Annotated in this window: 23 protein-coding genes; 14 read left to right on the forward strand and 9 right to left on the reverse strand. The window is 59.7% G+C overall.

Features of this window, described 5'->3' with window-relative positions; genetic code table 11:
* Positions 1 to 210 precede the first annotated feature (210 nt).
* The 5 genes from rpsF to dnaB all read left to right on the forward strand — a co-directional run bounded on the left by rpsF (position 211) and on the right by dnaB (position 3,842).
* Positions 211 to 651 (forward strand): 30S ribosomal protein S6, encoded by a 441-nt coding sequence (rpsF, locus tag AUP74_RS05945; protein ID WP_069946775.1) that lies wholly within the window; start codon positions 211 to 213, stop codon positions 649 to 651.
* Between the two features lie 12 nt (positions 652 to 663).
* Entirely contained in the window at positions 664 to 894 is a 231-nt protein-coding gene (gene rpsR / locus AUP74_RS05950) for a 30S ribosomal protein S18 (protein WP_067084304.1), read from the forward strand.
* Between the two features lie 45 nt (positions 895 to 939).
* On the forward strand, positions 940 to 1,773 hold the full coding sequence (locus tag AUP74_RS05955; protein WP_069946776.1) for a hypothetical protein: 834 nt from the start codon (positions 940 to 942) through the stop codon (positions 1,771 to 1,773).
* Positions 1,774 to 1,810: 37 nt separating this feature from the next.
* The gene (gene rplI, locus AUP74_RS05960) at positions 1,811 to 2,257 is read left to right on the forward strand and encodes a 50S ribosomal protein L9 (RefSeq protein ID WP_069946777.1); all 447 of its coding nucleotides are present in this window, start codon (positions 1,811 to 1,813) and stop codon (positions 2,255 to 2,257) included.
* A gap of 142 nt (positions 2,258 to 2,399) precedes the next feature.
* Complete coding sequence (gene dnaB, locus AUP74_RS05965; RefSeq protein WP_069946778.1) at positions 2,400 to 3,842, forward strand: replicative DNA helicase; 1,443 nt, start codon at positions 2,400 to 2,402, stop codon at positions 3,840 to 3,842.
* A gap of 109 nt (positions 3,843 to 3,951) precedes the next feature.
* On the opposite strand, the gene AUP74_RS05970 is transcribed toward dnaB, so the two are convergent.
* The 6 genes from AUP74_RS05970 to AUP74_RS05995 form a co-directional block, all read right to left on the reverse strand.
* Positions 3,952 to 4,593 carry a DUF6515 family protein gene (locus AUP74_RS05970; protein WP_069946779.1) on the reverse strand — a complete coding sequence of 214 codons (642 nt, stop codon included), beginning with the start codon at positions 4,591 to 4,593 and terminating at the stop codon, positions 3,952 to 3,954.
* A 98-nt stretch (positions 4,594 to 4,691) separates the two neighbouring features.
* Complete coding sequence (gene speB / locus AUP74_RS05975; RefSeq protein WP_069946780.1) at positions 4,692 to 5,579, reverse strand: agmatinase; 888 nt, start codon at positions 5,577 to 5,579, stop codon at positions 4,692 to 4,694.
* A 49-nt stretch (positions 5,580 to 5,628) separates the two neighbouring features.
* Entirely contained in the window at positions 5,629 to 6,885 is a 1,257-nt protein-coding gene (nspC, locus tag AUP74_RS05980) for a carboxynorspermidine decarboxylase (protein ID WP_083260847.1), read from the reverse strand.
* A 59-nt stretch (positions 6,886 to 6,944) separates the two neighbouring features.
* Positions 6,945 to 8,138 carry a saccharopine dehydrogenase family protein gene (locus AUP74_RS05985; protein ID WP_069946781.1) on the reverse strand — a complete coding sequence of 398 codons (1,194 nt, stop codon included), beginning with the start codon at positions 8,136 to 8,138 and terminating at the stop codon, positions 6,945 to 6,947.
* A gap of 75 nt (positions 8,139 to 8,213) precedes the next feature.
* Positions 8,214 to 10,136: a biosynthetic arginine decarboxylase gene (gene speA / locus AUP74_RS05990; protein WP_069946782.1), complete on the reverse strand. Its 1,923-nt coding sequence runs from the start codon at positions 10,134 to 10,136 to the stop codon at positions 8,214 to 8,216.
* A 306-nt stretch (positions 10,137 to 10,442) separates the two neighbouring features.
* Positions 10,443 to 11,159 (reverse strand): DUF6515 family protein, encoded by a 717-nt coding sequence (locus tag AUP74_RS05995; protein WP_069946783.1) that lies wholly within the window; start codon positions 11,157 to 11,159, stop codon positions 10,443 to 10,445.
* Between the two features lie 298 nt (positions 11,160 to 11,457).
* Between AUP74_RS05995 and panC the strand changes: the two genes are divergently transcribed.
* Positions 11,458 to 12,306 (forward strand): pantoate--beta-alanine ligase, encoded by an 849-nt coding sequence (gene panC / locus AUP74_RS06000; RefSeq protein ID WP_069946784.1) that lies wholly within the window; start codon positions 11,458 to 11,460, stop codon positions 12,304 to 12,306.
* Between the two features lie 51 nt (positions 12,307 to 12,357).
* Here the strand turns inward: panC and AUP74_RS06005 are convergent, their stop codons facing one another.
* The gene (locus AUP74_RS06005; RefSeq protein ID WP_069946785.1) at positions 12,358 to 12,711 is read right to left on the reverse strand and encodes a cupin domain-containing protein; all 354 of its coding nucleotides are present in this window, start codon (positions 12,709 to 12,711) and stop codon (positions 12,358 to 12,360) included.
* Between the two features lie 255 nt (positions 12,712 to 12,966).
* Here AUP74_RS06005 and acs point away from each other — a divergent pair, with 255 nt between their 5' ends.
* The 8 genes from acs (at position 12,967) to AUP74_RS06045 (ending at position 20,138) form a co-directional block, all read left to right on the forward strand.
* Positions 12,967 to 14,904, forward strand: coding sequence for an acetate--CoA ligase (gene acs, locus AUP74_RS06010; protein WP_069946786.1), 1,938 nt, complete (start codon positions 12,967 to 12,969; stop codon positions 14,902 to 14,904).
* Between the two features lie 87 nt (positions 14,905 to 14,991).
* Entirely contained in the window at positions 14,992 to 15,450 is a 459-nt protein-coding gene (locus tag AUP74_RS06015) for a RipA family octameric membrane protein (RefSeq protein WP_069946787.1), read from the forward strand.
* The gene (locus AUP74_RS06020) at positions 15,447 to 16,010 is read left to right on the forward strand and encodes a GNAT family N-acetyltransferase (RefSeq protein WP_069946788.1); all 564 of its coding nucleotides are present in this window, start codon (positions 15,447 to 15,449) and stop codon (positions 16,008 to 16,010) included. The genes AUP74_RS06015 and AUP74_RS06020 overlap by 4 nt, the downstream gene beginning before the upstream one ends.
* 352 nt (positions 16,011 to 16,362) lie before the next feature.
* Complete coding sequence (locus AUP74_RS06025; protein ID WP_069946789.1) at positions 16,363 to 16,734, forward strand: VOC family protein; 372 nt, start codon at positions 16,363 to 16,365, stop codon at positions 16,732 to 16,734.
* 37 nt (positions 16,735 to 16,771) lie between these two features.
* The gene (locus AUP74_RS06030) at positions 16,772 to 17,152 is read left to right on the forward strand and encodes a DUF6632 domain-containing protein (protein ID WP_069946790.1); all 381 of its coding nucleotides are present in this window, start codon (positions 16,772 to 16,774) and stop codon (positions 17,150 to 17,152) included.
* A gap of 294 nt (positions 17,153 to 17,446) precedes the next feature.
* Positions 17,447 to 18,433, forward strand: coding sequence for a serine/threonine protein kinase (locus tag AUP74_RS06035; protein ID WP_069946791.1), 987 nt, complete (start codon positions 17,447 to 17,449; stop codon positions 18,431 to 18,433).
* 21 nt (positions 18,434 to 18,454) lie between these two features.
* The gene (cysE, locus tag AUP74_RS06040) at positions 18,455 to 19,264 is read left to right on the forward strand and encodes a serine O-acetyltransferase (protein ID WP_069946792.1); all 810 of its coding nucleotides are present in this window, start codon (positions 18,455 to 18,457) and stop codon (positions 19,262 to 19,264) included.
* A gap of 73 nt (positions 19,265 to 19,337) precedes the next feature.
* A complete protein-coding gene (locus tag AUP74_RS06045; RefSeq protein ID WP_069946793.1) occupies positions 19,338 to 20,138 on the forward strand; it encodes a GNAT family N-acetyltransferase in 801 nt (266 codons plus the stop codon).
* 19 nt (positions 20,139 to 20,157) lie between these two features.
* On the opposite strand, the gene epmA is transcribed toward AUP74_RS06045, so the two are convergent.
* Positions 20,158 to 21,117 (reverse strand): EF-P lysine aminoacylase EpmA, encoded by a 960-nt coding sequence (epmA, locus tag AUP74_RS06050; protein WP_069946794.1) that lies wholly within the window; start codon positions 21,115 to 21,117, stop codon positions 20,158 to 20,160.
* Between the two features lie 68 nt (positions 21,118 to 21,185).
* Complete coding sequence (gene efp / locus AUP74_RS06055; protein WP_069946795.1) at positions 21,186 to 21,758, reverse strand: elongation factor P; 573 nt, start codon at positions 21,756 to 21,758, stop codon at positions 21,186 to 21,188.
* Positions 21,759 to 21,834 lie beyond the last annotated feature (76 nt).

A 21,834-nucleotide genomic window follows, 5' to 3' on the forward strand; every position in this document is an offset into this window, starting at 1 on the left:
CGTTCGGCGGCGGGGGTGCCGGCCGGGTGGTCGCTATAGTTTGGGGGTGGCCAGTGGTTCCGCTCGTGCGTGTGGATCGGTCAACTTGCAACCAGTAGGGCGTGCGCATAGAATACGCCGCCCGCAATGGGGTCCGCTTGTCACGGGGCCCGTTGTACTCCTTGCCTCACCGGATTGACCGGGAGGCTGTTTAACCCGTAAGGAGCGAAAATGCGTCATTACGAAATTGTATTCCTGGTCCACCCGGATCAGAGCGAGCAGGTTCCTGGCATGGTGGATCGCTACACCGCGACCATCAAAGACAGCGGTGGCCAGGTTCACCGTCTGGAAGACTGGGGCCGTCGCCGTCTGGCCTACCCGATCAACAAGATCCACAAAGCCCACTACGTTCTGATGAACGTCGAGTGCACGGAAGAGGCTCTGGAAGAGCTGACCACCAACTTCCGCTACAACGACGCCGTTCTGCGTAACCTGGTAATCCGTGAAGACGAGGCGATCTCTGAAGAGAGCCCGATCATGAAAGCGGAAAAAGAGAGCCGCGAGCGCAAGGCTGCGCGTGCTGAGCGCTCCGAGCGTCGCGAGCGTTCCGAACAGGACAGCAAGTCCTCCGAGGAAGAGAAGTCTTCCGATAACGCCGAAAGCGAAGAGTAAGGGGATATCCAGATGGCACGTTTTTTCCGTCGTCGTAAGTTCTGCCGTTTCACCGCCGAAGGCGTTAAGCGTATCGACTACAAAGATCTCGATACCCTGAAAGCCTACGTTTCTGAAACTGGCAAAATCGTTCCGAGCCGTATCACTGGCACCAAAGCCAAGTATCAGCGCCAGCTGGCCACTGCGGTCAAGCGCGCTCGTTACCTGGCCCTGCTGCCGTACACGGACAGCCACGAAGCCTAAGCAGCCCGCGTTGCTTAGACGAGTTATTAGAGAAGCTATCTAGTCGTGCGTGCCCTGGCAGAATTCATCATGCGCGGGCGCGTACGCGCGGTGCTCATCACGATGGTGGGTATCCCGCTGATCAGCCCAGCTGCGCTGGCGCTGGTTGGCCTGCGCCGCGGCAGCAGCGATGGCCTGATGGTACTGGCCTGGGCTCTGCTGCCGGTGGTTGCTGCCGGCATGAGCGGATATATGTCGCCGCTGATGACCGGACTGGCGGTCAGCCATCTTGCCGCAGTGTTCTGCGGGGCGATGGCGCTGAGAAACAGCCGCTCATGGACACGGGCACTGGTCGTCACCACTGCGGTGGCCGCTGTCGGCATTCTGCTCACCGCACACTTTAGTGGCGGGCTACTGCAGAGCCTGTTGGTGGCCGCGGAGGAGTCCGGAGGCGCTCAGGCGGAGCAGCTGCAGCAGGTGTTTGCCAGTGAGCCAATGGCCACGGGTTACCTGAGCTGGGTGTCAGCAATTACTGCGACTCTGGCACTGGTAGTCGGCCGCTGGTGGCAGGCGATGCTGTACAACCCCGGTGGTTTCCGCGAGGAGTTCCACCAGCTGCGCATGCCACTGCCGCTTGCCGCGGCAGGGATGCTGGTGTGGGTGTACTGCCTGCTGACCCAGGACTACGCTTTCTGGGGCGCGGTGATCGCCTTCCCCATGGTGGTGGCGGGCATCGCCCTGATCCACTGGATGGTGGCGAGTCGGGGCTGGGGCAGAGGCCCGCTGGTGGCCTTATACATCGCCCTGGTGATCGCGGCCCTGCCGCTGGCCGGCTTCCTTTGTGGCCTGGCGTTGATAGATAGCTGGATAGATATTCGCGGACGCGCTGCCAACAAGTAGCTGCGGACCGCATACAACTTAAATTGAGGACACCGAGATGGAAGTCATTCTGCTCGACAAAGTAGGTAAACTGGGCAACGTGGGCGACCGCGTTGAGGTGAAAGCCGGTTTTGGCCGCAACTTCCTGCTGCCGACTGGCAAGGCCATCGCAGCGACCGCAGCCAACGTCGCCGAGTTCGAAGCCAAGCGCGCTGAACTGGAAGCCGCTGCTGCCGCCAAGGTAAGTGCTGCCGAGAGCCGTGCTGAGAAGCTGGCCGACGTAGTTGTTACCATCGCCGCCAATGCCGGTGATGAGGGCAAGCTGTTCGGTTCTATCGGCGCCCGCGACATCGCCGAAGCGATCTCCGCTTCCGGTGTTGAAGTGGCCAAGGCTGAAGTCAACCTGCCGGAGGGCACCCTGCGCGAGACTGGCGAGTACGACATCGACCTGCAGCTGCACGCCGACGTCGTCGCTACCGTTAAGGTAGTTGTCGAAGCCGAATAAGCGTCTACCGGCAGGCTTGACGCCGTTGCGGGTCGGATAACCTCGGCCTGAAGGGCGCCAATTTCCCGCCAGTCGCGCTACAATCGGGCGCTGGATTCCCTGCGGATCCAGCGCCCGATCTGTTTTGGTAGCCGGAACAACGATGAACGACGAGTACGCCGTAGCAGAAGAAGACCTGCAAGCCGACGACACCTCGCCACTGCCGCACTCGGTAGAGGCGGAGCAGTCTGTCCTCGGTGGCCTGATGCTGGATTCCAGCCGCATCGATAGTGTGGCCGAGCAGCTCAGCGAACAGGACTTTTTCGTCGCCAGCCACCGCACGATCTTCACGGTCATGACACAGCTGGCGGATGGTGAGCAGCCGCTGGATATCGTCACCCTGGCCGAAGCACTGGCCAGCCGGGACCTGCTTGCCGAAGTGGGCGGCCCCGCGTACCTGGCCGAACTGGCCGAAAACACCCCCTCCGCGGCGAATATCGTCGCCTACGCGAAGATCGTGCGCGAGCGCTCCATGCTGCGTCAGCTGATTGCTGCCGCCGGTGAGATCAGTCGCACCAGTTTCAATCCCGGAGGTCTGGCGTCCACCGATCTGCTGCAGATGGCCGAGCGCCGGGTGGCAGAGATTGCCGAAGGTCGGGCCAAAGAGGGCGGCTTTGTCGGCGTCGATGCGCTGCTCAAGAAGACCGTCGAGCGTATCGACGAGTTGTTCAAGACCGAGGGCGATATCACCGGCCTCGGCACCGGCCTGACGGAGCTGGACCAGCGCACCTCAGGCTGGCAGCCGGGTGAGCTGATTATCCTCGCCGCCCGTCCATCCATGGGCAAGACCGCCCTGGCGCTGAACTTTATCGAAACTGCCATGCTGACCCAGGACAATCCCACCCTGGTGTTCAGCATGGAGATGCCGTCCGACGCGCTGGTCATGCGGATGCTTTCCTCCATCGGACGTATCGACCAGGGGCGTATCCGCAATGGCAAGTTGCAGGAAGACGACTGGCCGAAGCTCTCCAGTGCCGTGCAGAAGATGAAGGGCCGGGCGCTCTATATCGACGATACGCCGGCCCTGTCCCCGAGCGAGGTGCGCGCCCGCACCAAGCGCACGGTGCGCGACCACACCAACAAGCTGATGCGGGACAACCCGAAGCTGAGCCGCGAAGAGGCCGAGGCCAAGAGCATGCCGGCGCTGATCATGCTCGACTACCTGCAGCTGATGCAGGTAAAAGGGGCGACCGAAGGGCGTACCCAGGAGATTTCCGAGATTTCCCGCTCCCTGAAGGGGTTGGCCAAGGAGTACAACTGTCCGGTCATCGCCCTGTCGCAGCTAAACCGGGGTGTGGAGCAGCGCCCCAACAAGCGCCCGATGAACTCGGACCTGCGGGAATCTGGTGCCATCGAGCAGGATGCGGACGTGATCCTGTTCATCTACCGGGATGAGTACTACAACGAGGACAGCCCGGACAAGGGCATGGCGGAGTTGATCATCGGCAAGCAGCGTAACGGCGAAATTGGTACCTGCCGAGCGGCATTCGTAGGCAAGTACACGCGCTTCGATAACCTGGCCCCGGAGTTTTATCAGGGCGACTGATCAGCTGGCACGAGTCAGCATCCCGATCAAAAAGGGCGAACCGATTGGTTCGCCCTTTTTCGTTGGTCGTATGCTGCGGCACCCACAATGGTGCAATGCGGGATGATCCCTAGATCTGTACCACGACGTAGACTTCCCGCCCATCCCGCTGGGTGGGCATGAAATAGTCTCCACCGAAGCGATAGTACTGCACGCCGTTGATCACTTCGGCGGTATAACCGGGTGGCAGCGTCTCGATCACCTGGCCCGGACTGTAAGCACCGGCTCCCGGGGAGGCTACTGCGGCGGCAGGTACGGCGACGGCTCCGGCAGGGGGCGGCACCACGACATAGGACCGGCGGGCCGGGTGCCACTGGTAATAGGCATCCGCGTACTGGTAGTAGATCACGCCGCCGATATTGACCTGAACTGCGCTCGCGGGCAGGGAGACGACCGCTGCGCCCAGCGGGGCTGAAACGACGACGTAGCCAGCGTGGCCTGGGCGGTAGTAGTGACCGCCATGAAAGTAATAGGGGCGCCCACCCACTGCCAAGCTCAGGAAGCCGTTGGGCAGTACCGGCACGGTCAGGCCAACGGAGATGCGTGGACCGTGGCTGCGGTAGCCGTGACGGTGGTGGTGCTTCCAGTGCTTGTGGTGGCCGTAGCCGTGCCGCTCGATGGCGGCGGTCCGGGCGTCGGCCGGCGGCGCAAAAGCGAAGGCGCCGAGGGCCACGAGCCCGGCGGCACCGATCAGGAATTTCAGCGTCTTCACATCTTCTCCAGCGAGGCGATTGCCTGTATTGGTTAAATTTTAACCCGTCAGGGGTCGGGCGCGCCACGCCCTCCGGTAAAGAAGTGTGAACCGCCCGTCTAACCCTGTTTGACCGCCCGGTTGCGTTGAATGATCCCCATCAGCTTGTAAAGGAGCTGCGCAGCCGCGAAATCATAGGCGTGGAAGCCTTCTATCGGCGCAAACTCCAGCAGGTCGACACCGATAATCTGACGCTGCCGGGCCACGGATTCGAACAGATTGAGGGTCTGGTACCAGCCCAGCCCCCCGGGTACCGGGGTACCTGTGGAAGGGAAGACCGAGGGGTCGATACCGTCCACATCCAGGGTAAAGAACACTTTGCTGGGGAAGTCCTCCGGCAGTTCGATGCTCTGTACGTTGTTGGGTACCAGCTCGTGGGCGTCCAGGTGCCGCACGCCGTATTGCTTGCGGGCCTGCATCTCCTCTTCGCAGTAGGCACGAATGCCCAGCTGATACAGGGGCACGCCGGCCTCAACTACCAGCCGCATCACGCTGGCATGACTGTGTTTTTCACCTTCGTAGCGGTCGCGCAGATCGGCATGGGCATCGATCTGCACCACGCCGAAGTCTTGGATGCCGGCATCCAGGTAGCCCTTGATCACGCCCCAGGTCACAGAGTGTTCACCGCCGATGCCCACAGGCATCTTGCCCGCCTCGAGGATCTCGCGGGTGGCGTTGGCGATATTCTCCATCACCTGCTCGGGCGGTCCTGATACATTCACCGGTGAGCGGGTATAGATGCCCAGTTCGCTGGGGGAGGAGAAGTTGTCGAACGTCTCCAGCTGCCAGGAGGCTTCCAGAATTGCCGCGGGGCCCTTGCCAGTGCCGCCGCCATAGGAGACGGTCTCTTCATACGGGATCGGCAGCACGTGGAAAAATGCATCCTCGGGCTTGGGCTGCTCGATTTCGGAGCCCAGGAAAATCGGGTAATCGTTTTCTGAAAGCATGAATTAGACCTTGTAGGGTGGGGCTATCCCAATCTCGCCGACGAAAACGTCAGGCGCATCCGACATCTTCACCGCCAACCGTGCTGCCCGACGCCACAAGCTTTGGGTTTGTGCCCGAGAGGCGGCCTTTGAAGTCCTCGTAGCCGAACTCTTTGACAATTTTCAGCTCGTCGGTGGCAGAGTTCCACAGGGCGATGGCTGGCAGTGGAATTCCATTGAATGTATTGGTCTTGACCATGGTGTAGTAGGCCATCTCCTCGAACACCAAGCGGTCACCCACTTTCAGCGGGTCGCTGAAACTGTAATCGCCGATACTGTCTCCGGCGAGGCAACTCTGGCCGCCGAGGCGGTAGTCATGTGGCAGTTCACCGGGTCGGGCGGCGCCGGTGATTTCCGGTCGGTACGGCATCTCCAGCACATCGGGCATATGGCAGGTGGCCGAGACATCGATAATGGCCTGATTCTGTCCATTCCAGGCGATATCGATCACCTCGCTGACGAGAATGCCGGCAAACAGAGCTACCGCTTCGCCCGGCTCGAGATACACCTGTACCTTGTGGCGCGCGGAGAAGGCACGTACCGCATCCACAAGCTCATCGACCTGATAATCGCAGCGGGTGATGTGGTGGCCGCCGCCGAAATTGATCCACTCCATCTGCGGCAGCAGGTGGCCGAACTTTTCTTCCACGGCAGCGATGGTGCGCTCCAGCGGTTTGAAATCCTGTTCACACAGGGTGTGGAAATGCAGGCCGCTGATGCCATCCAGGTCCTCACCATCGAACAGTGAACGCACGATGCCGAGACGCGAGCAGGGCGCGCAGGGGTCATAGAGCTCTGTGTGCCCCTCAGAGTGCTCCGGGTTGATTCGCAAACCGAACCGCAGCTCGGGACGTTGTTGCCGGGCTTCGAGACAGAGATCCCTGTAACGCTTCCACTGGGAGAACGAATTGAAAATAACATGGTGGGCAAACTGCAGTATTTCCCGCAATTCGTCTTCTTTGTAGCCGGCACTGAATACGTGCACTTCCTTGTTCAGGTCCCGGCCGCCGTACTCCTCAAAGCCGAGCTTCGCCTCATGTAACCCGCTGGCACAGGTGCCGGATAGATATTCGGCCACGATAGGGCCTGTGCTCCACATGGAAAACGCTTTCAGAGCGGCCAGTACCTTGGCGCCGCTGCGCTTTTGGACGTCGGCGAGGACGGCGAGGTTGTCCCGGAGCGCCCGTTCGTCGACGACGAAACAGGGAGACGGTACACGGCTCGGGTCAAAATTACCGAAATAATCCAGTCGGGGCGTCAGGTCCATAGTGAGTTCCGTCTTGGTGACAGGGGCCCGGGAGAGCCCCTACGGCAGGTGGCGAGTTATTATTGGAAGGGTTCGTCCAGCCAGGCCTCTTGCCACGGCAGGCCGTAGCGATTCAGGTCGGCCATAAAGGGATCCGGATCCAGCTGCTCCAGATTCCATACGCCCGGCTTCATCCACTTGCCCTCCATCATCATCTTGGCACCAATCATCGCCGGCACACCGGTGGTATAGGAGATGGCCTGGGATTTGACCTCCTTGTAACACTCCTGATGATCACAGATGTTATAGACGTAGTAGATCTTGTCTTTACCATCCTTGATGCCGCGAATGATATTGCCGATACAGGTCTTGCCCTTGGTCAGCGGGCCCAGGCTCGCCGGGTCGGGCAGCAGCGTCTTGAGGAACTGGATGGGTACAATTTCCTGCCCCTGAAATTCGACCGGCTCGATGCCGGTCATGCCGACATTCTGGAGCACCTCCAGATGCTTGAGGTAGTTGGCGGAAAAAGTCATCCAGAAGCGGGCGCGTTCCAGTTCTGGAAAATGCTTGGACAGCGACTCGAGCTCCTCGTGGTAAAGGAGGTAGATATCTTTCTCGCCGATGCCTTCAGGGAAATCGAAGACCCGCTTGTACTCCAGCGGCTTGGTAGTAACCCATTCGCCATCTTCCCAATAGCGGCCATTGGCGGTGATTTCGCGGATATTGATCTCGGGGTTGAAGTTGGTGGCAAACGGCAGTCCGTGGTCACCAGCATTACAGTCGAGAATATCGAGGGTCTTCATACGATCAAAATGGTGTTTGTTCGCATGGGCGGTAAAAACGCTGGTTACGCCCGGATCAAAACCACTGCCGAGCAGCGCCATCAGGCCGGCCTTCTCGAATTTCTCCTGGTAGGCCCATTGCCATTTGTATTCGAACTTGGCTTCTTCGGGCGGTTCGTAGTTGGCAGTATCCAGGTAGTGAACCCCGGTCTCCAGGCAGGCATCCATGATGTGCAGATCCTGGTAAGGCAGGGCCACGTTGATCACCATGTCCGGCTTCACTTTCTCGATCAGCTTGACGAGTTCCGGCACATTGTCGGCGTCCACCTCGGCAGTATCGATCATGCGCGGCAACATCTCGGCGATCTTGTCACACTTGCTCTTGGTGCGGCTCGCCAGAGTGATATGTTCAAAAACGTCCTCTACCTGAGCGCACTTGTGCGCAACCACCTGGCCGACGCCGCCGGCGCCAATAATCAGTACTCTGGCCATGAAAATCCTCCACTAATTTTCGCAGTCGCCTTCTGACTGAAACTCCGGGGCAGTTAGTTGCTGCCCCAGTCTGCTCTATTTCTCAAAATAGGTGTAACCGCTCATGCTGGCGGTGTAGGTGTGTAAAATCTGCTTGCGTTGCTGCGCAGTAATTTTTCCGTCTTTTACCGCCTTCTCGGCCAGCTTGCGGAACCGCTCGAACATATCCTGCGGGCGGTATTCCACATAGCTGAGGACGTCAGCAATGCTGTCGCCGTGAATTTCCCTGCTGTAGTCAAAACTGCCGTCCTCGTGAATCCGTACACTGACCACGTTGGTGTCACCAAACAGGTTGTGCAGGTCACCCAGTGTTTCCTGATAAGCGCCAATCAGGAATGAACCGAGGATGTAATCCTCGCCTTCTTTGAGCTCATGCAAGGGCAGTGTGCGCTGTTCCTCCTGTCGCCCGATAAAACGGTCAATCTTGCCATCACAGTCACAGGTGATGTCGGCAATGATGGCCGAGCGGGTCGGCGCCTCGTGATGCCGGTGTATCGGCACCAGCGGGAACAGCTGGTCGATGGCCCAGATATCCGGCAGAGACTGGAACAGACTGAAGTTCCCATAATAGATATCGGAGAGGGCTACCGGCAGTGACTGCAGGTCGACAGGGACTTCCTCCGCTTCGTCCAGCAGCACGCGGATTTTCTGCGCGCCGTGCAGGAACAGGTTTTCGGCATTGGCGCGCTCACGCAGGCTTACCTGGCCATGCAGGTAAAGGGAGCGGATTTCATCCCGGTAGTAGAGGGCATCGTTATAGCTCTCCTGCAGGTTGCTGCTGTTTACACTGTCGACCGCTTCCTTCAGGTTGCGCAGCATCGGGTGGTCATCTTCGCCGATCTTGTTGGTGTCGATGGCAACCGGCTCGTAACGGGTGGTGTCGAGGATGTCGAACAGCAGCACCGAAGAGTAGGCCACGGTGGCGCGACCGGATTCGGTGATGATGACCGGGTGCTCCACGCCCTCGCTATCCAGGGTGCCCATGATTGCCTCGACCACATCAACGCAATATTCGTCCAGCGAATAGTTGCGGCTGTGTGTGTCATTGGTCTTCGAGCCGTCGTAATCAACCGCCAGGCCTCCGCCGAGATCGAGATAGCCCATGGCGGCGCCTTCCTCGACCAGGTCGGCATAGTAACGACACGCTTCGAGCACACCGGTACGGATATCGCGAATATTCGGTACCTGGGAGCCGAGGTGGTAGTGCAACAGTTTCAGGCAGTCGAGCATGTCGTGGCGGCGAAGCTCGTCCACCATCGCGATCAGGTCATTACTGCCGAGACCGAAGATGCTGCGGTCACCGCTGGTGGCATTCCAGTAACCGCCGACTTTCGAGGCCAGCTTTATACGCACGCCAATGTTCGGCCGCACCTGCTCTCGTTCGGCACAGCTGATAATGGTGGCGACCTCTGATGGGGTCTCCACAACGAAAAATACCTGTACCCCCAGCCGCATGGCCTGCAGGCCGAGGTTGATGAATTCCTCGTCTTTGTAGCCATTGCAGACGATCAGGGAGTCGGTGCTCTCGAGGGTGGAGAGGGCGGTAATCAGTTCCGCCTTGCTGCCGGCCTCCAGGCCGTGATTGAACGGCTTGCCGGCCTTGGCTATTTCCTCGATGACCTGGCACTGCTGATTAACCTTGATAGGGAAAACACCGCGGAATACATTGCGGTAGCCGCACTGATCGATTGCTTTGGCAAAGGACTGGTTGAGCAACGCGACCTGCGCATCGAGCAGATTCTCGATGCGTAGCAACAAGGGCATACCGAGGCCGCGCTCCACCGCGCCACTGGCAATATCCATCAGCGATACGGTGTTGGTGGCGCCGGTGCTGTTTGTCACCTTGACGCTGATTTCGCCGCTTTCATTCAGATCAAAATAACCGGCGCCCCAGTTACGGATGCCATAAAGCTCCGCCGAGTCCTCGCAGGTCCAGTCTTTTACTTGTTGCTTTTTCATGACGCCTCAATGATCCGGGGGTCTGAAGGGGCGCGAATCTTGCGCCGAGTGTGTCCGGAAAGCAATAACTATAGATAACAAAGTGTAAAAAAAAGTTATCGAAAAACTAAAGGCTTATTCGGTTTTTCCTGTTTTTTTATTGGCGAGGTTTTTGATGCCAGTACGGCAACGTAACAGGGAGTAATTACGTCTTCAAACCGAAGGTGAGAGTTAAATAATTATTCGGTTTTTATATTCCGGAAGTGCTGACGATAAAATTAAAAAAGGCAGCCCGGGTGGCTGCCTTTTAATGGGGTGTTTTGCTGTTCAGTAATAGATGCCCGGGTTGTCCACGATCCGATAACCGCGGCGGTGGCCGTCCCATAGGTAGTAGGTGTCATAGGCAACGTAGTAGTTACGTCCGCCAAATACGACACTCACCGCCGAGCCCGGAAGGCTGGTGACGATGGCGCCAATGGGCGGCTGCGCCACGACATAGGCACCCTGGTGCGGACGGTAGAAAATGCCATCACTGTAGAAGAAACCGATGCCGCCAAAACTGACGCGGATAAAGTTTTGCGGCAGGTGGCGCCAGCGATAACCGTAGTGATAGTGGGAAGGGCGCCAGTGGTGACGGTGCTTCCGGTAGTGCTTGCGCTTCTTGTAGTGGCCTCTGTCGCCATGCTTGGCATAGTAAGGCTTACCATAATGGGGGCGTTTATGGTGGTCGCGATCTTTGCCTTTGCCGTGACCCCAGGCGTGTCCGCTCCCCGGGTGATCGCGGCGGTCATCACGTTTCCAGTGTTTGCCACCCCGGTTCCGGTCCCAATCCCGATCCTGGCGGTTTTTCGGACGGTGATCGCCCTGGTAGTTTTCGCCCTGGTGGTTTTCGCCGCGGCCGCGATGCTGTTGACGCTGGCGGTGCTTCTCTTTCTGGTAAGCGCGCTCGAAGGCGGAACCGGCCGGCGAGTTGTCGGCGAGGGCAAGCCCGGGTCCGACGAGCAGCAGGCCGGCGGTGGCGAGGGTGGTGATTAATGTTTTCATGTCGCTCTCCAAGGTGCCGCTGCTGCGGCCTCTGATACGATGGAGAGCAGTTTGCCGTCCGGCGACTGAATCTTTCCTGAACCGCATTGGCAGCGCGACAAATCACATCGTGAGGGCGGCCGGTGAAAGTTGAAGGCTTGTTCTAATTTCGCGACGTTCTATGGATTTGAGCAGCTTTTTACCGAAATTCGGCAAATTTTGGTTGTTTTTTGCCCTGTGGCTATATTGTGGGCGTCGAATCCTCCGAGTATGATGCCGCGCACATTTGATCCGGGTTACCCAGGCGGAGATGAACGGAATGCAAGTCTTTCATCATGTAGCGAGCTTGCGCGAAGCGCTTGCCGAGGCGCGCAGCAATGGCAAGACCATTGGCTTCGTGCCCACGATGGGCAATCTCCACGATGCCCATATTGAGCTGGTCAAGCTGGCCCAGCAACACTGCGACCTGGTGGTGGTCTCCATCTTCGTCAACCGCCTGCAGTTCGGCCTCAATGAGGACTGGGACAAGTACCCGCGCACCATGGAGCAGGACATGGCGCGGCTGCGGGCCGTTGAATGTGATTTTCTCTTTCACCCGGAAGAGAGTGAAATCTATCCCAATGGCATGGACCAGCAGACCCGTGTGGTATGCCCGGCCATGACCGATGTGCTCTGTGGCGCCAGCCGTCCCGGCCATTTCGAGGGCGTTACCACGGTGGTGGCCAAGCTGTTCAATATTGTGCAGCCGCACAGGGCCGTGTTTGGTATCAAGGACTTCCAGCAGCTGGCGGTGATCCGGCGGATGACCGAGGACCTGTGTATCCCGGTGGAGATCATTGCGGCACCGGTGCACCGCGAGTCCGATGGGCTGGCGATGAGCTCTCGCAACAGTTACATCACCGCCGAAGAGCGTCCGAAGGTGGCCGTGCTGAACCGCTCGCTGAACTGGGTGCGGGAGTCGATTGAGCAGGGCCGGCGGGATTTTGCCGAGCTCGAAGCGGAGGCGAAAAAAAGGATCGAGGACAGTGGCTTCCAGCTCGATTACTTCTCTATCCGCAACAGTCGCAACCTGGAACCGGCGGCCCACGACGATCGCGAGATCACCGTACTGGGCGCAATGTATACCAGCGCCGCGCGACTGATCGACAACGTCTCGCTAGAGCTATAACAGGTACCGATCAGACGGTTGAAAGATGGGCGGTCAGCAACCGCCCGTTCTTTACTCTTCGTAGATGGCGTAAAACTTCTTTACGCTGCCCACAGTTTCCCAGCTGCCCTCAAAGCCCGCCGGAATACAGAAGGCGTCGCCCATGACGACGCGCTCACTGTGACCGTCCGCATCGGTGATGATCGCCTCTCCGTCGATGATGTAGCAGAACTCATCTTCGCTATAGCTGAGCTTCCACTTGCCCGCGTCTGAAGACCAGACCCCGCAGAAGAAATTTTCCTTGGCGTTGGTAAAAAAGTGCTCGGTGAGTTGCTGGGGCTTGCCGGCCAGCAGCTTCTCTTCGGCTACCGGACCTGCTTCCCGCTCACCCTGGCCCTCTACGATGCGCAGTAATTTCTTGTTCATGTTTCACCTCAAAATGTGATCACTTTTTTGTGGCGTTATTGTGCCCGGCTTTCTCTAAAAATGGCACCGCAATTGCTGTCGGGCCGTGAAAGCCGCCGGGGAGCGGCGTACCATGAAATAGAGACCAAGGTGACAGCGTTGTCATTTTGCCGCCTTGAATGCTATAACTGGCCGACAAGATTGATCGCTCCGGAGCAGGCTGATGCGCACGGGGCGGTGCGATGAAACCCGATAATTCTAATAAGGGAGAGAACGATGTCCGAAGTCCACATCCGCCGGGTGCCGGCGGAGTTCGCCGCAGAAGCACATATCCGTGCCGAAGACTACGAGAAGCTCTACCACCAGTCCGTCGAGGATCCGGATGCGTTCTGGGCCCAGCAGGCCAAGGACTTCCTTCAGTGGCAGAAACCGTTTACCAAAGTTTGCGAAGAGGACCTGAAGCGCGGACACGCGGCCTGGTTTGCCGACGGTGCGCTGAATGTCACCGTCAACTGTATCGACCGTCACCTGCCCGCCCGCGCCCAACAGACGGCAATCATCTGGGAGGGCGATGATCCCGCTGACAGTAAGACCATCACCTACGGTGAGCTGCACGAGCAGGTCTGCCGCCTGGCCAATCTTCTGCGAGCCAGGGGTGTGAAGAAGGGCGATCGGGTCTGTATTTACATGCCAATGATCCCTGAAGCCGCCTACGCCATGCTGGCCTGTGCCCGCATCGGCGCCGTGCACTCGGTTGTGTTCGGCGGCTTCTCCCCGGATTCCCTCAAAGATCGCATCCTGGACAGCGACTGTCGGGTGGTCATCACGGCCGATGAAGGCGTGCGCGGTGGCAAGAAAGTACCGCTCAAAGCCAATGTGGATCAGGCCCTCTCCAGCTGCCCGGATGTCCACACCGCGATCGTGGTCAAGCGCACCGGTGCCAATGTGGACTGGCACAGCAAACGCGATATCTGGTATGCCGAGTCCGTGGCCGAGCAGAATGCGGAGTGCGAGCCGGAAGTGATGAATGCGGAGGATCCGCTTTTCATCCTGTATACCTCCGGATCTACCGGCAAGCCGAAGGGCGTACTGCACACCACTGCAGGTTATCTATTGATGGCCTCGATGACTTTCAAGTACACCTTCGATTACAAAGAGGGGGATGTCTTCTGGTGTACCGCCGATGTGGGCTGGATCACCGGACACAGCTATATCGTCTACGGCCCCCTTTCCGCCGGCGCCATCAGCCTGATGTTCGAGGGGGTTCCCACCTATCCGGACGCATCGCGCTGCTGGGAGGTTGTCGACAAGCACCAGGTCAATATTTTCTACACCGCCCCCACCGCCATCCGTGCCCTGATGGGGGCCGGCGACGAGTACGTGACGAAAACCGATCGCAGCTCCCTGAAGCTGCTCGGTACGGTGGGCGAACCCATCAACCCGGAAGCCTGGGAGTGGTACTACCAGGTGGTGGGCGATGAGCGCTGCCCGATCGTTGACACCTGGTGGCAGACAGAAACCGGTGCCCACCTGATCACACCATTGCCCGGTGCCATCGATATGAAACCGGGTTCAGCCACCAAGCCATTCTTTGGGGTGCAACCAGCGTTGCTGGATGAGAAAGGCCGTGAAATTGACGGCGAGGGTGAGGGCGCCCTGGTGATGAAGGCCAGCTGGCCGAGCATGATCCGCTCGGTGTTCGGCGATCACCAGCGCATGATCGATACCTATTTCTCCTCCTTCCCCGGCTATTACTTTACCGGTGACGGCGCGCGTCGTGATGCAGACGGTTACTACTGGATCACCGGCCGTATCGATGACGTGCTCAATGTCTCAGGCCACCGCCTGGGCACGGCGGAGATTGAGAGTGCTATTGTCCTGCATGACGATACCGCCGAGGCCGCGGTGGTGGGATACCCGCACGATATCAAGGGGCAGGGCATCTACGCCTATGTCACACTCAAGTCCGGCCACGAGCCTTCCGATGCGTTGCGCCAGGAACTGATCGACCTGTGCGTGAAGGAGATCGGTCCCATCGCCAAGCCGGATATCATCCAGTGGGCGCCAGGGCTGCCGAAGACCCGCTCCGGTAAGATCATGCGCCGCATCCTGCGCAAGATTGCCTGCAATGAGCTGGAGAACCTGGGCGACACCTCGACGCTCGCCGACCCCTCGGTGGTGGACGAGCTCATCGAGCACCGTGCCAATTGCTAGTGCAGTGAGTCTGCTGTAATCGAAAGCCGGGCATTGCCCGGCTTTTTAATTTATCGTGCTGCACGAGTCGGATTTACGGATTTCAGCATGGACGTCACCATTGAAGAACGTATCGCGGTACCGGGCAGCCTGGTGCAGCATGAGTATCTCTGCCAGCACTACCGCTTCAATGCCGAGCAGCGTCTCAAGGCATTCAATTTTTTTGTGGTGCTGACCATGTTTGCCGAGGGCGGGATCTTTACTGCGGTGGAAAAAGACTTTCATCCACTGATCCTCGCGCTGTTGGGCGGTTTTGTGCTGATCCTCTGTGTGGTGTTCTGGCTTGTGGACGCGCGTAGCCGGCAACTGTTGCAGCTGGCGGTGCCGGGGCTTCGTCGCCTCGAGCAGGACCTGCCGCCGGAAGCGCGACTTTTCTCTCGCGATGCGGAAAAGCGAGGCTCACTGGCACGCTATACGTTTGCCATTCGTGCGCTGTTGCTTGCACAGTTTCTGTTTGGGTTCGGTGTGGCGCTGTTCGGTCTCTGGCAGTGGGGTCAGGGGTTATGAACCCGGACGGCTTTGAAGGCAGGCTGCCGGAGATCCCCGGCGATTCACTGCATTTGCGCTGGCTCGAGCCGGCAGATCTGCCCGCCCTGCGGGCCATTTTTGGCGACCCGGAAATAGTGCGCTTTATGGCAGTCTCCTGTCTGCACACCGATGCGAACGCTGAAGCTTTCCTGCTCTCGATCCTCGAGGGTTTTATCTCCGGCAATCTCTACCAATGGGGCGTCGAGTTTCAGGGCGAGATTGTCGGCACCTGCACGCTGGCGCAGATTGATCGCGACAATCGCCGTGCCGAGCTCGGCTTTGCCCTGGCGCGTAGTTTTCACGGGCGCGGCCTGATGGGGCGGGCAGTGCCGCTGTTGCTGGATTTCGCCTTCGGGCGCCTTGGGTTGCACCGGATTGAGGCCGACGTGGACCCTCGCAACCTGGCCTCCCTGAAGCTGCTGGAAAAGCTCGGTTTTCGCCATGAGGGCGTGCTGCGGGACCGCTGGCTCGAGGCTGATGGTTTCCAGGACTCGGTGATGCTGGGACTGTTGAGGCGGGAGTGGCGCGGGCACGACTAACACTGCAGGGCGGGAGGCTGCTATTCGCCACACCCACCGGGACGCGGTGAAAACCGTCGCCCAAACCGTCCGGCGCCCGGGGCAGGGGGGTGGCTCGGTCGCCAGGTTACTCAGTTCAGTATTGCGGGCGCACCACGGGGCTAAGGCGAACTGCTTCTGCGAGGCCCTCAGCAATGAATACCGCAAGCGACTAATGCCGCAAGCCAGCGCGTCTCCCTCTTCCATTGCTAGCCGAAACAGGCAGCTTCCGAGCAGCTGCACTATAAGTTGTATCTTCTCTACGAATCGACCGGGCGTCTTTACCGACGCACGGGCCATGGCATTCGCGACGTTGCGAGAGGGTACCAACACTATGCTCGATCACATCGGTCTCCATGTTCACAGCTATGAGCGCAGCAAGGAATTCTATCGGCTGGCCCTGGCACCGCTGGGTTATGAGCTGATCGTGGAATTCAATGAGTGGGCGGGTTTTGGTTGGGCCGACAAGCCCGATCTGTGGATAAAAGGTGGCAATACCACTACGCCGGGCGTGCATATTGCCTATCGCGCAGAGGACCGTGAGACCGTGGACAACTTTTACCGTGCAGCCATCGACGCTGGCGGCAAAGACAATGGGGCGCCGGGTCTGCGCCCGGAATATCACGAGCACTATTACGCGGCCTATGTGCTCGACCCAGACGGGAATAATCTGGAGGTTGTCTGTCACCTGCCGGATGTCCAGTGACCGGGTATAGAACCACGGGCAGAGGAGCCCGAATGCCATGACACCGAACACTGCCAATCGACTGCTCAAGCTGTTCCTCATCCTATTCGGGCTGTTTTTTATTTTTGGCCTCTACCCGATGATGATGTGGATCTGGCCCGAGGGCTGGGGGTGGGAGCCGCGCCAGCATGAATACGAACAGATGATTATGGGGATTTATGCGACGCTGGGTGTTTTTCTGATCCTCGCCGCCAAAGATCCCGGAGCCAACGCCAGTCTGATCTGGTTTACGGTCTGGTCCAGCGTGGTTCATGGCGCCATCATGCTGGTGCAGGCCATCGTCGATTCCTCTGAACGGATGAACATGTTGGGTGACGTGCCGGCTCTGTTTCTGGTGGCGTTGCTGCTCGGTTATCTGATGAAGAAACGGCAAGCATAGAGGGCGGCAATGGCATTCATTACCAGGTTCAATTTCCCCCGTCATTGGCTATCCCCTAGTGTGCAAAGCAACGTGGTACACCAGCCGGGTGTGCCGCCAGTTGTCAGGAGAAGTGCCATGAGAGCAGCGGTAATATCCATGGTCATGCGATCGCTCTGCGATTTCGCAGGAGAAGTGAACGAACGGACTGAGAAGCCGGATTGAAGTGACGCGGTGGTCTCTGCAGCCGGCGCCAGTTGGCCCGGCCGCCCCGTCGCGTTAGCATTGGCGGCCATTAGCCAGCCGGTAGCTTCCATGCCCCAGAGCCACCATCCCTACGACGCCCTGACGCCCGATGTGGTGATCGACTCCGTCGAGTCAGTCGGACTCTGGTCCGACGCGAGGATCTTTCCCCTCAACAGCTACGAAAACCGCGTCTACCAGGTGGGCATTGAGGGCGCGGAGCCCCTGATCGCAAAATTTTACCGTCCGGGGCGCTGGACGGATGCGCAAATCCTTGAAGAGCACGCCTTTGCCCACGAGCTGGTCGCCGCCGAGATTCCGGTAGTGGCACCGCTCGCGTTTGACGGGCAGACCCTGATGGAGCACCAGGGATTTCGCTTCGCCCTGTTCCCGCGCAGAGGGGGGCGGCAGGTGGAGCTGGATAATTTCGATCACCTGGAGCAGGTGGGAACCATGCTCGGCCGTATTCACGCGGTGGGTGCTGCACGCGCCTTCGAACACCGCCCGGCTCTGACCCTGCAGCACTTCGCGATCGATAGTCGCGATTTCATCCTTGAGGGAGACTTCCTGCCGCCGGAGAACCGCTCGGCGTACGAGAGCGTGACCGCCCATATCATCGAGCAGATAGCGCCGCTCTTCGACCAGCCCTGGCGGCAGTTGCGGTTACATGGTGATTGCCATGCGGGCAACTTCCTGTGGCGCGACGATACCCCCTGGTTTGTGGACCTGGACGATTGCCTCACCGGGCCTGCCATTCAGGATATCTGGATGCTTATATCAGGCAGCCGCGATGAGCAGACGGCCTATCTGGATACGGTAATCGAGGGGTACGAGACTTTCACTCCCTTCGATCCACGGGAGCTGCAGCTGGTTGAGCCACTGCGCTGCCTGCGGCAGATGCACCACGCGGCCTGGCTCGCCCGGCGCTGGCAGGACCCTGCGTTTCCAATGGCTTTCCCCTGGTTCAATACCCCGCGGTTTTGGGCGGAGCATATACTGGCACTGCGCGAGCAGCAGGCGGCGTTGCGCGAGCCGCCGCTGACGCTGGGCGCGGTCTGAGCAGAAGGAAGACGAGAGACGATGACAGCTCATGAAGGCGATGCCCTGTGGCGGGAGATCCGCACTGGCGTAGCGACACAGGCGGAACTGGAGCCGATATTGGCGAGTTTCCTCCACGCCACGATTCTCAATCACGCAACCCTGGAGCAGGCGCTGAGCTTCCACCTGGCCAACAAGCTGGACAGCCCGGTGGCGCCGGCATTGCTGATCCGGGAAGTGATTGACGAGGCGCTGACCGCCGATCCAGCAATCGGTAAAGCGGCCCGTGCCGACCTCAGTGCGGTCTTCCAGCGGGACTCGGCCTGCAAGTCACTCTACGAGCCATTTCTCTACTTCAAGGGTTACCATGCCCTGCAGGCCTATCGTGTCGCCCACTGGCTGTGGCTGGAGGGACGCCGCTCGCTGGCCCTGTTTCTGCAGCATCGCATTTCGGTGGTGTTCAGCGTCGATATCCACCCGGCTGCCGCACTGGGGCAGGGCATTCTGCTGGACCATGCCACCGGCATCGTGATCGGTGAAACCGCGGTGGTGGAGGATAACGTTTCCATCATGCAGTCGGTCACGCTCGGCGGCACCGGCAAGGAGACGGGTGACCGCCACCCGAAAGTGCGCGAGGGTGTGCTGATCGGCGCGGGCAGTAAAGTGCTCGGCAATATCGAAATCGGTCGCTGCACACAGGTGGCCTCTGGCAGTGTGGTATTGAAGTCGGTGCCGGAAAAGAAACTGGTGGCAGGGGTGCCGGCCAGAGTCATCTGCGATGCCAGCTGCGAGCAGCCGGCACTCTCCATGGATCAGTGTGCGCTGACTCAGGTGGAACGACAGCTCCCCTGAGGCGGTCAAAGGCACCGTTTACCGCCGTGCAATCCCGCGTGGCGGCGAAGCAAAGGAAGCTATTCTTACAGGCATGAAATACAGTCTCAGCGCCAAGAATCTCGTCAGTCGCAACCTGGAGGCCCGTGCCAGCTATTGTGCGGGCCTGATGAACGTGGATGCCACCAAGGAGATCACCGGCGTTCTGCGTACCGACAGCGGCCTGTTGTCGCACACTTTCAATCAGGCGGTTACCACCGCGGTGATGCCTTCGCGGATTCTGCAGCGCTTTGTAGTGGACTACTTCCGCGAGCGCCACAGCCCCTTCACCCTCTGGCACTGCGCCAACAAGCCCCTCGATGAGGGCGAGATGCTCGAGCTGGGTATGAAGCGCCAACCTTCCATGGTGGCGATGGCCAGCGAGGTGGTGCGGCTGGCGGCGGATTCGGACTTGCCAGAGGGATTGCGGGGCAAGCTCGAGCTGGAGCCCGTGAACGCCGAGTCCCTGGAAGAGTACGGAAAACTGCAGGCCCTGGCTTACAGTGGCGAACGGGAGGGGCCGCAGATCCGCAAGTTTTACCAGACCCTCGCCCAGGTGCCCGAACAGAAACGGAGTCGCCTGCGTTATTACGCGGGCCGACTCGATGGTGAGCTGGTGGCTGGCGCATCGCTTTACGCTTCAGCGGATGCGCTCGGCTTCTACGACCTGTATGTGGACGAAAAGCATCGCGGCCAGGGCATCGGCAGGGCCCTGTTCCACTACCTGGTAGGGCAGCTGCAGAACAGTCACCACAAACATGTAGTGGCGCTGACTCCGGCTGACCGACAGGAGTTGCTGCTTGAGGCGGGGTTCTTTGCCGTGGGTGAGGTGGCTTGCTACCGGTTTGAGCCCTGACGCATGCAGTCTGGCTCGGTCAGGCCCGCTCGATCGGGAAGGCGATCACTTCTTCGATCCTTTGATACCCTCCCGCCAGCATCAGCAACCGGTCGACGCCCAGGGCGACTCCGGCGCAGTCCGGCATTCCCACCTCCAGAGCGGCCACCAGCCGCTCCTCGTACGGGTACACATGCAGTTTTTGCATGGCCCGGTAGCGGTGGTCCGCCTCGAAGCGGCGCTGCTGCTCCTCCGCATCGGTGAGCTCCCAGTATCCGTTGGCCAGTTCCAGTCCCGCCACGTAGGCCTCGAAGCGCCGGGCGACCTGGGTGCCATTCTCGTCCACTTCCACCCGTGCCAGCGCAGCCTGGCTGGCAGGGAAGTCGTAGAGCAATGTAATGCCCTCTCCCATAGTGGGCTCCAGCCGATGGCTCATCAGCAGGTCGAGGCATTCGTCGCGGCTGGCGGGCACGAACGACAGTTCCACCTCCCGGCGGACGCAGTCCCGCAACGCCTCGTCGCTGGCGGTGTGCGGGTCCAGCTGCAGGTGGTGCAGGAACAGTGCACGGTAGCTCAGTGACCGGATATCCTCGATTCCCAGCGCCAGCGAGAGCAGTTCCCCCACTTCTTCCATCAGTCGACGGTCATCCCAGCCGATTCGATACCACTCCAGCATGGTGAACTCGGGGTTGTGGCGCCCGCCGGCCTCCCCTTCACGAAATGCCTTGCCCAGGTAATAGCAGTCACCAAAGCCCGCGGCCAGCAGGCGCTTGAGGCCGAACTCGGGACTGGTGGCCAGATAGGCGGGCTCGCCGTTACAGAGCGCGGTGATGGAGTCGATGTGGGGGTCACTGGTGGCCCTATGGGACAGCACCGGGACCTCGGCTTCCAGGACCGCGCGGCCGGCAAAGAACTGGCGTATCTGAGCCAGCAGGGCGGCGCGCTCGCGCAGTGCCTTGAGGCTGGCGCTGGGCTGCCACGAAGTTGTTGCTGAAGTCATAACAGAAGAGTGTTGGGTTACCGCCGCCGGATGGCGGCGGTAGGAATGGTTGGATCAGGCTGACTGGATCAGTCTTCCTTGGCACGACCCAGGTATTCACCGGTGCGGGTATCTACCTTGACGGTCTCGCCGATCTCGAGGAACAGCGGTACCTTCACCACGGCGCCGGTGATCAGGGTCGCCGGCTTGGTGCCGCCCTGGGCGGTGTCGCCGCGTACACCGGGATCGGTATCGGTGATTTCCAGAATCACGTGGTTGGGTGGAGTCACCGCCAGCGGTGAGCCGTTGTAGAGGGTTACGGTGCAGACATCCTGCTCCTTCAGCCACTTGGCGGCATCGCCGACGGCATCGGCGCTGGCCTGGTGCTGCTCGAAAGTCTCGGGCTCCATGAAGTGGTAGAACTCGCCGTCGTTGTAGAGGTACTCCATGTCGCGGTCCATCACATCGGCGGCCTCCAGGCTCTCACCGGAACGGAAGGTGCGCTCCCAGACCCGGCCGGTCTTCAGGTTGCGCAGCTTGACGCGGTTAAACGCCTGGCCCTTACCGGGTTTGACGAATTCGTTTTCCACGATGGAGCAGGGGTCGCCGTCCAGCATTACCTTGAGACCGCCCTTGAATTCGTTGGTGGAGTAACTAGCCATGGATTCCTCTGAATAAACCTGTCGGGACGCCGGTGAAACAGTGTCGGCATCCCATTAAATTTTCGCCCTTCCAATT

Source organism: Microbulbifer aggregans (genome assembly GCF_001750105.1).
GTDB classification, from domain to species: Bacteria; Pseudomonadota; Gammaproteobacteria; order Pseudomonadales; family Cellvibrionaceae; genus Microbulbifer; species Microbulbifer aggregans.

Excerpts from the sequence above, each read along its gene's own strand:
- AUP74_RS06005 (WP_069946785.1), bottom strand. The coding sequence starts at position 12,711 with ATGAACAAGAAATTACTGCGCATCGTAGAGGGCCAGGGTGAGCGGGAA.
- dnaB (WP_069946778.1), top strand. The coding sequence starts at position 2,400 with ATGAACGACGAGTACGCCGTAGCAGAAGAAGACCTGCAAGCCGACGAC.
- AUP74_RS05995 (WP_069946783.1), bottom strand. The coding sequence starts at position 11,159 with ATGAAAACATTAATCACCACCCTCGCCACCGCCGGCCTGCTGCTCGTC.
- acs (WP_069946786.1), top strand. The coding sequence starts at position 12,967 with ATGTCCGAAGTCCACATCCGCCGGGTGCCGGCGGAGTTCGCCGCAGAA.
- AUP74_RS06045 (WP_069946793.1), top strand. The coding sequence starts at position 19,338 with ATGAAATACAGTCTCAGCGCCAAGAATCTCGTCAGTCGCAACCTGGAG.
- AUP74_RS06035 (WP_069946791.1), top strand. The coding sequence starts at position 17,447 with ATGCCCCAGAGCCACCATCCCTACGACGCCCTGACGCCCGATGTGGTG.
- AUP74_RS06015 (WP_069946787.1), top strand. The coding sequence starts at position 14,992 with ATGGACGTCACCATTGAAGAACGTATCGCGGTACCGGGCAGCCTGGTG.
- AUP74_RS05985 (WP_069946781.1), bottom strand. The coding sequence starts at position 8,138 with ATGGCCAGAGTACTGATTATTGGCGCCGGCGGCGTCGGCCAGGTGGTT.
- AUP74_RS06030 (WP_069946790.1), top strand. The coding sequence starts at position 16,772 with ATGACACCGAACACTGCCAATCGACTGCTCAAGCTGTTCCTCATCCTA.
- nspC (WP_083260847.1), bottom strand. The coding sequence starts at position 6,885 with ATGGACCTGACGCCCCGACTGGATTATTTCGGTAATTTTGACCCGAGC.
- efp (WP_069946795.1), bottom strand. The coding sequence starts at position 21,758 with ATGGCTAGTTACTCCACCAACGAATTCAAGGGCGGTCTCAAGGTAATG.
- AUP74_RS06020 (WP_069946788.1), top strand. The coding sequence starts at position 15,447 with ATGAACCCGGACGGCTTTGAAGGCAGGCTGCCGGAGATCCCCGGCGAT.
- epmA (WP_069946794.1), bottom strand. The coding sequence starts at position 21,117 with ATGACTTCAGCAACAACTTCGTGGCAGCCCAGCGCCAGCCTCAAGGCA.
- rplI (WP_069946777.1), top strand. The coding sequence starts at position 1,811 with ATGGAAGTCATTCTGCTCGACAAAGTAGGTAAACTGGGCAACGTGGGC.
- speA (WP_069946782.1), bottom strand. The coding sequence starts at position 10,136 with ATGAAAAAGCAACAAGTAAAAGACTGGACCTGCGAGGACTCGGCGGAG.
- speB (WP_069946780.1), bottom strand. The coding sequence starts at position 5,579 with ATGCTTTCAGAAAACGATTACCCGATTTTCCTGGGCTCCGAAATCGAG.
- rpsR (WP_067084304.1), top strand. The coding sequence starts at position 664 with ATGGCACGTTTTTTCCGTCGTCGTAAGTTCTGCCGTTTCACCGCCGAA.
- AUP74_RS06025 (WP_069946789.1), top strand. The coding sequence starts at position 16,363 with ATGCTCGATCACATCGGTCTCCATGTTCACAGCTATGAGCGCAGCAAG.
- cysE (WP_069946792.1), top strand. The coding sequence starts at position 18,455 with ATGACAGCTCATGAAGGCGATGCCCTGTGGCGGGAGATCCGCACTGGC.
- panC (WP_069946784.1), top strand. The coding sequence starts at position 11,458 with ATGCAAGTCTTTCATCATGTAGCGAGCTTGCGCGAAGCGCTTGCCGAG.
- rpsF (WP_069946775.1), top strand. The coding sequence starts at position 211 with ATGCGTCATTACGAAATTGTATTCCTGGTCCACCCGGATCAGAGCGAG.